Origin of the sequence: Streptomyces sp. SolWspMP-5a-2 (assembly GCF_900091845.1) — a bacterium.
In the GTDB taxonomy this organism is placed as follows: Bacteria; Actinomycetota; Actinomycetes; order Streptomycetales; family Streptomycetaceae; genus Streptomyces; species Streptomyces doudnae.
In genome coordinates this window covers 1-5464 of the sequence record NZ_FMCI01000105.1, presented here as the reverse complement: position 1 = coordinate 5464, position 5464 = coordinate 1, and the positions used below count along the sequence as shown (strand labels likewise).

Annotated in this window: 3 protein-coding genes; all 3 read right to left on the bottom strand. The window is 73.3% G+C overall.

Going from position 1 to position 5464, the window contains the following annotated elements; genetic code table 11:
• Positions 1 to 438, bottom strand: a 438-nt coding sequence (locus GA0115242_RS10035; RefSeq protein ID WP_218088638.1) for a wax ester/triacylglycerol synthase family O-acyltransferase, incomplete at its 3' end; no start/stop codon positions are given.
• 145 nt (positions 439 to 583) lie between these two features.
• Positions 584 to 2908 (bottom strand): GH92 family glycosyl hydrolase, encoded by a 2325-nt coding sequence (locus tag GA0115242_RS10030; RefSeq protein WP_093826753.1) that lies wholly within the window; start codon positions 2906 to 2908, stop codon positions 584 to 586.
• A gap of 124 nt (positions 2909 to 3032) precedes the next feature.
• On the bottom strand, positions 3033 to 5432 hold the full coding sequence (locus GA0115242_RS10025; protein ID WP_093826751.1) for an RICIN domain-containing protein: 2400 nt from the start codon (positions 5430 to 5432) through the stop codon (positions 3033 to 3035).
• Positions 5433 to 5464 lie beyond the last annotated feature (32 nt).

Genomic DNA, 5464 nt, shown 5'->3' with positions numbered 1-5464 from the left:
CAGCCCGTCGGCGAGGGCGTGGTGGAACTTGAAGAGGACGGCGAAGCGGGCGCCGTCCGCGCCGGGCAGGACGTGTGCCTCCCACGGGGGCCGCGCGCGCTCCAGGGGGCGCTGCATGAGCGTGCCGGCGTCGGCGTGGAAGTCGGCGGTGGGGGCGTGCAGGAGGACGTGGGCCCGGGGGGCGAAGTCCGGGTCGCTCTCCCGGGCGGCGCCGCCGAACGCGAGCGGGGCGAGGGGGCGCGGCTGCCAGGTGTCCTTGATCCGCATGCGCAGTCCCGGGACCGCGGCGGCCCGCCCGGCGAGCAGGTCGGCCGCGTGGGCGGCGGCGGAGGGCGAGCGGGTCTCGAAGACGCCGAGCGCGCCGAGGTGCATGGGGTGCGCGGCGGACTCGATGTTCCAGAACGCCAGGTCGAGGGGGGCCAGCGGGTCGGAAGTCAAGGGCGTGCCTCGCGTCGTCGACGGGTGAGCGAGCAGTCAAGCGCCTCCCCCTGATTACGGTCAAGTACGATCACGCTACGCCCAGTTAACGACAGATGACGTCCCGCCCCTCCGGGGAGGGGCGGGACTCATGAGGCGTTCGGCGTCACTTCAGCGCCGGGGGCGCCGCCTGTTGCGAGGTACCCCACTCCGACGGGCGCGGGCCGACCGTGAAGGCGAGCCGGTGCAGCGAGCGCAGTCCGCCGGTGGTCAGGTAGGTGCGGTCGAGGGCGGCGCCGTCCGCGCGGGCCGACTGGACGTACCGGTCGGAGGCGGAGGTGCCCTGAGCGGTGATCGTCAGAGCGCCGTGCGGGTAGTAGCGCCGGTCGAGGGTCAGGTCGACCCGGTCGAAGACCGGGGTGGACAGGCCCCAGACGGCCACGCCCGGCTGCACCGGGAAGATCCCGATCGACGACAGCACGTTCCAGGCGGACATGGTGCCGAGGTCGTCGTTGCCGGTCATGCCGGTCGGGGTGTCGGTGAAGAGGGTCAGGGCCGCGTGCACCACGTCGGTCGTCTTCCAGGGCTGCCCGGTCGACAGGTAGGTGTACGGGGCGATCAGGTCGGGCTCGTTCTGCGGGTTGTACTTGTCGGCGTTGTAGTAGTCGTACGGGCCGTTGACCCACACCTCGCGGGCGGTTCCCGCCGGGTCGGCGAGCAGCCGGTCGTAGGCGAAGAAGGAGTCGAGCCGGTCGTTGGCCGCGCGGCGGCCGCCGATCAGGTCGATCATGCCGGGCAGGTCCTGCGGCACCAGCCACTGGTACTGCCAGGAGGTGCCCTCGTGGAAGCCCTCGCCGCGCGCCGGGTCGGCCGGTCCGGTGAAGGCGCCGGAGGCGTCCCTGGCCCGGAAGAAACCGGTCGACGGGTCGAAGACGCTGCGGTAGTTCTGGGCGCGGGCCGCGTACCGGTCGGCGTCCGCCCGGTGGCCGAGGTCGCGGGCCATCTGCGCGAGCATCGCGTCCGACAGGGCGTACTCCAGGGTGGCGGAGGCGCCGTGGTCGTAGTCGGAGTCGCCGGGCTTGGCGTGCGGGCGGCCCTTGAGGTACGGCGCGTAGCCGTCGGCCAGGTACTCGCGGTTCGCCTCCCGGCCGACGGCCGGGGAGTCCGCGGGCGGCACGCCGTCGGCGTTGCGCTTCAGGGCGCGGTAGGCGCGCTCCTCCCAGCCGTGCAGCAGGCCCTGCTGGTAGGCGTTGGTGAGGAACGGGGTGACCGGGTCGCCGGTCATGATGTTCGTCTCGACCGTGCCGTAGCCCCACTTGGGCAGCCAGCCGCTCTCCTCGGAGATCCTGATCACCGAGACGGCCATGTCCCGCGCCTCGCGCGGCGCGAGCAGGGAGAGCAGTTGGGACTGGGTGCGGTAGGTGTCCCACAGCGACCAGTTCTGGTAGTACGTGAAGCCCTTCGCGCGGTGGACGCGCTGGTCCCAGCCGGTGTAGCGGCCGTCGGCGTCGCTGCCGATGTTGGGGGCGAGGAAGGAGCGGTACAGGGACGAGTAGAAGGTCCGGCGCAGGCTCTCGTCGCCGCCCGTCGCGCGGACGTCGTCGAGCCGGTCCTCCCAGGTGCGCCGGGCCCGGTCCCGCACGGTGTCGAAGGAACGGCCGCCCTCGGCACGGAGGTTGAGGGCGGCGCCGCGCGCGTCGACGTAGGAGAGGGCGGTGGTCGCCTCGACGGTGCGGTCCTTCGTCGTGTCGAAGCGGACGTAGGCGCCACCGGTCCCGGTGTCCGCGCCCGGCGTCACGGTGGCGCCGTCCCAGGTGCCGTGGGCGGTGAAGGGGCGGTCGAACCGGGTCACGGTGTAGACGGTGTAGGGCTCGGTGTCCTGGCAGAAGCCGCGCCCGGTGATGGCGGTGCGCACGGTCCTGCTGTCGAGGACCTCGACCTTCGCGGAGACCCCGCTGTGCAGGGACTGGGCCGCGTTGAGCAGGACGTTGGCCTTGTCGGTGGCCGGGAAGGTGTAGCGCTGCACGCCGGTGCGGGCGGTCGCGGTCAGCTCCGCCTCGATGCCGGTGTCGAGCCCGACCCGGTAGTAGCCGGGGCTCGCGCTCTCGTCGTCGTGGCCGAACCCGGCGGCGTACGCGGCGTAGTCGGTCCGGGTCACGTCCCCGGTGGTGGGCAGCACCGGCAGGTCGCCGCCGAGGCCGCAGCCGACGCCGGAGAGGTGGACCAGGGAGAAGCCGCGGATGTGGTCCTGGGCGTAGTCGTACCCGGTGTTGTGGCCGGTGTCGGGCGAGAACTGCACCATCCCGAAGGGCACCGCGGCGCCCGGGTAGGTGTTGCCCTCGTTCTGGGTGCCGATGAAGGGGTTGACCAGGTCGGTGAGGGAACCGTCCCGGTCCGCCGCGAGGGCCGACGGGCCGCAGAGCGCGGCGCCGAGGAGCGCGGCGGCCGTCAGCCCCCTCAGCGCGCCGCGTAGCCATGGGGTCCTTCTCATGGGCGGGAGTGCCTCCTCGAACGCGCGGACAACGTTGTCACAGCCGCGCTCATTCTTCGATGTGGACGTGTACTCGTCAAGGTTGTGCGGGGTGTGTCGGGGGACGCGCGCGGGACGGCCGGGGTCAGAGCAGCCGCCAGAGGTGGTCGTCGGTGCCGTTGTCCTCGAACTGCACGACCTGCGCGCTGTTCGCCGTCGACATGCCGTCCACGCCCAGCACCTTGCCGCTGTGCCGGTTGCGGAGCAGGAACCAGCCGTCGCCGCGGTCGTCCAGGGTCCACAGGTGGTCGTCGGTGCCGTTGTCCTCGAACTGCACGACCCGGGCGCTGTTCGCCGTGGACATGCCGTCCACGCCGAGCACCTTGCCGCTGTGGCCGTTGCGCACCAGGAACCAGCCCGCGCCCCGGTCGACGAACTGCCAGGCGTGGTCGCCGGTCCCGGTGTTGTCGTACTGCACGACCCGGGCACTGTTCGCCGTGGACATCCCGTCGACCGCGAGCACCTTGCCGCTGTGCCGGTTCAGGATGCGCCGGTAGCGCGGTTCCGGCACCCAGGGCCTGCCGTCGGGCGCCGCCGTCGGGAACGCCGTGACGCGCAGCCGGGCCGCGCCCATCGGCACCAGCGTGACCTCCTCGACGGCGCCGGTGGCGCGGGCCGGGCTCTGCTGGAGCGGGGCGACCACGTGCTCGTCGTCGGCGATCCACTCCGGGACCCGGCGGGCCCGCGCGGTGAGCGTGAGCGGGGTGCCTGCGAGGGTGAACGGGTCGGCGGACGGCGGGCCCGAGGAGCGGTGGACCTCGGGCACGGAGTCCGGGACGAGGCCGTAGTTCCAGGGCGTGGTGGCGTGCACGTCGTACTCGGGGAAGTTCGCGTCGCCGCCGGTGCGGACGTACCGCTCGCCGATCCTGAGCGAGTAGGTGAGCGGGCCGCGGTCGACGCTCACCGCACCCCGGCCGCCCTGCCAGGTGCGGACGGCGGTGCGCTGGGGCAGCGTCAGGGTGACCCGGTCGCCGTCGCGCCAGGTGCGCTCGACGCGGGCGAACGACGGTCCGTCCGCGGCCGCGACGGCGGCGCCGTTGACCCGCAGCACCGGGCCACGGCACCAGCCGGGCACCCGCAGCAGCAGCGGGAACGCGACCGGACGCGGGGTCGAGAGGGTCAGGGTGATCGTCTCGTCGAAGGGGTAGCCGGTCTCCTCGGTGACGGTGACCTCGGTGCCCCCGGCGACGGTGGCGCGGACCGCGCACGGCGCGTACATCGCGGCGGCCAGTCCGCCGTCCGGGGTGGCCAGCCAGAGTTCCTCGGTGAAGTAGGGCCAGCCCATGCCGTAGTTGTGCGGGCAGCAGCGGTACTGGTCGACGCCCGGCCGCAGCGACTGCATGGCGAAGCCGTTCTGGAACTGGCCCTGCGTCTTGGGGGCGTTGTCCAGGTCGACGCTGTTGGCGCTGGTGACGTAGTGCAGGGCCTTGCCCTCGGGGTCGAGGGAGGCGGGCAGCATGTTGAACGCCAGCTCCTCGCAGCGGTCCGCCCAGACGGGGTCGCCGGTGACCCGGGTCAGGAGTTCGTGGCTGGCCATGAACTCGACGATCCCGCAGGTCTCGAAACCCTGCCGGGGGTCGCCGAAGCCGGGCCTGATGTTCTCGTCGCCCGCGAACCCGCCGCCGGGGAACTGGCCGTAGCCGTCCCGTATCTGCTGGTACACGCGGTAGGAGGCGCGGGTCAGCTCCGGGTCGCCCGACCGCTGGGCGTACTGGGCGGGTTCCCTGAAGCCCTGGGCGATGTTCACGTTGTGCGGGCTGGGCAGCGGTCCCGTCCAGTCGGCGCCCCAGGTGTGCATCCGGTCGACCAGGTCGAGCAGGAACGCCTCCCCGGTGCGCCGGTACAGCCACAGGGCGACGTCCATGCCGTCGCCCCAGCGCAGCGAGACCCAGCTGCTGTCGAACGCGCCGCGGCCCTGGGCGTTCATGTAGCGCAGGAAGCGGCCGAGGAACGGCACGATGCGCGCGTCGTGGGTGAACTCCGCCCAGCCGCGCAGGGCTTGGAGGAGCGGGAGGTAGGGCCAGAAGTCGGGGCCGCCGTTCAGGGCGGTGCGCAGCGCGCGCGGGCCGAAGAACCCGTCGGACTGCTCGGTGGCGAGGATGGCGTCGATCCAGCGGCGGGAGCGGTCCAGCGCGGCGGTGTCCCCCGTGGCGACGGCGAGCGGCACGTATCCGCGCAGCCAGTACGGGAGTTCCTCCCAGCCGTCGTTGCCCGGGTTCGTCCAGCCGCTGGTCGCGGGGTCGAGGAAGTGCGAGCGCTCGGCGAACCGGCCGCAGAGACCGGCGAGTTGGGCGCGGAGTTGTCCGGCGAGCCAGCCGCCGGCGGTGACGCTGCCGGGCGGCAGCCGGGTGAAGGCGTCGGGGGCGAGGCCCGGTGCGGCGGGCGCGGTCGCGGCGGCGGAGGCCGTCGCGAGCGGGAGGCCCGCGGCCAGGGAACCGGCGGCGAGTCCGCCGGTCCGCAGGAAGTGGCGCCGGTCGAGCGGCATACGGCTCTCCTGGGGTCCTGCGCGTGGGGGGG